The 1,362-nt window shown below is 38.9% G+C and carries 1 protein-coding gene; it reads left to right on the forward strand.

What is annotated here, in order from left to right; all coding sequences use genetic code 11:
• Positions 1-93: 93 nt before the first annotated feature.
• Positions 94-1,353 (forward strand): IS256 family transposase, encoded by a 1,260-nt coding sequence (locus PVK70_RS18670; RefSeq protein ID WP_130049496.1) that lies wholly within the window; start codon positions 94-96, stop codon positions 1,351-1,353.
• The last annotated feature ends 9 nt before the right edge of the window (positions 1,354-1,362 follow it).

A 1,362-nucleotide genomic window follows, 5' to 3' on the forward strand; every position in this document is an offset into this window, starting at 1 on the left:
GAGCTATAGTTATTTCTGGTGTATGGAGAGACATTGCGATGTAATCTGTTAATCGATCTTGGCGGATCAACAACTAACAGGAACTACACCGCAATGAATGAAAATAATAATATCATTTCAATGGATACTCCAGAGAATCCTTTACAAGAACTATTGAAAAAAGGGGCTCAACAGCTTTTAGCTCAAGCTATTGAAGCTGAATTAGCGATATTACTGGGAAAGTACGAGAATGAGACCATTAATGGCCTCAAACGAGTGGTCCGAAATGGCTATCAGCCTGAACGAAATATTCAAACTGGGCTTGGTGATATCGAAGTTAAAGTACCAAAAGTAAGAGACCGTAAAAATGAGGGTATTAAGTTCAATAGCTCATTAGTACCCCCTTATTTAAAACGCACCAAAAATATTGAAGAACTTATCCCATGGTTGTATTTACGAGGGATCTCAACTGGTGATATGCAACCTGCATTAGTCTCATTATTGGGTGATGATGCAAAAGGCCTTTCGGCCAATACGGTTTCACGCCTTAAATCCTCTTGGGAAGAGGAATATAAGCAATGGTCAACTCGCTCATTAGATAAACGTCGATATGTCTATATTTGGGCTGATGGTATTTACAGCAAAGTTAGAATGGACGATAAGCTATGCTTACTCGTCATTATGGGCGTTGATGATACGGGCCGTAAAGAGTTGCTTGCCGTTGTGGATGGCGTTAGAGAGTCAGAGATGAGTTGGACTGAGGTCTTGAATCAACTTCAATCTCAGGGGTTAACTTTACCGCCAAAATTAGCGATTGGTGATGGGGCACTCGGTTTCTGGAATGCGATAACAAAAGTATGGCCAACAACTCAGCATCAACGTTGCTGGGTTCATAAAACGGCGAATATCTTAAATAAAGTCCCTAAGTCATTACAACCAAAAATCAAATCACGATTACAAGATATTTGGATGGCAGAAGACAGGAAATCGGCTTATAAAGCGTATGACTTATTTGTAAAAGACTATTCAGCTAAATATAAAAAAGCCACTGAATGCTTAATAAAAGACAAAGAAGAAATGCTTGCCTTTTATGACTTTCCCGCAGAGCACTGGGTCCATATAAGGACAAGTAATCCAATAGAATCGACGTTTGCAACCGTTCGGTTACGAACTCATAAAGTGAAAAGTTGTGGAAGTCGAACGACAACATTAATGATGGTCTTCAAACTAGCGCAATCAGCTGAAAAAAGTTGGTATCGCTTAAAAGGTTTTAAATTACTAGCCGATGTAATAACAGGCGTTAAATTTAAAGATGGTATAAGAGTAACCCAAGATCAAACAGAAGAAGCAAAAAAACTCATACACCAGATTTGACTATAGCTC

Source organism: Aliivibrio sp. A6, from assembly GCF_028765505.1.
GTDB classification, from domain to species: Bacteria; Pseudomonadota; Gammaproteobacteria; order Enterobacterales; family Vibrionaceae; genus Aliivibrio; species Aliivibrio finisterrensis_A.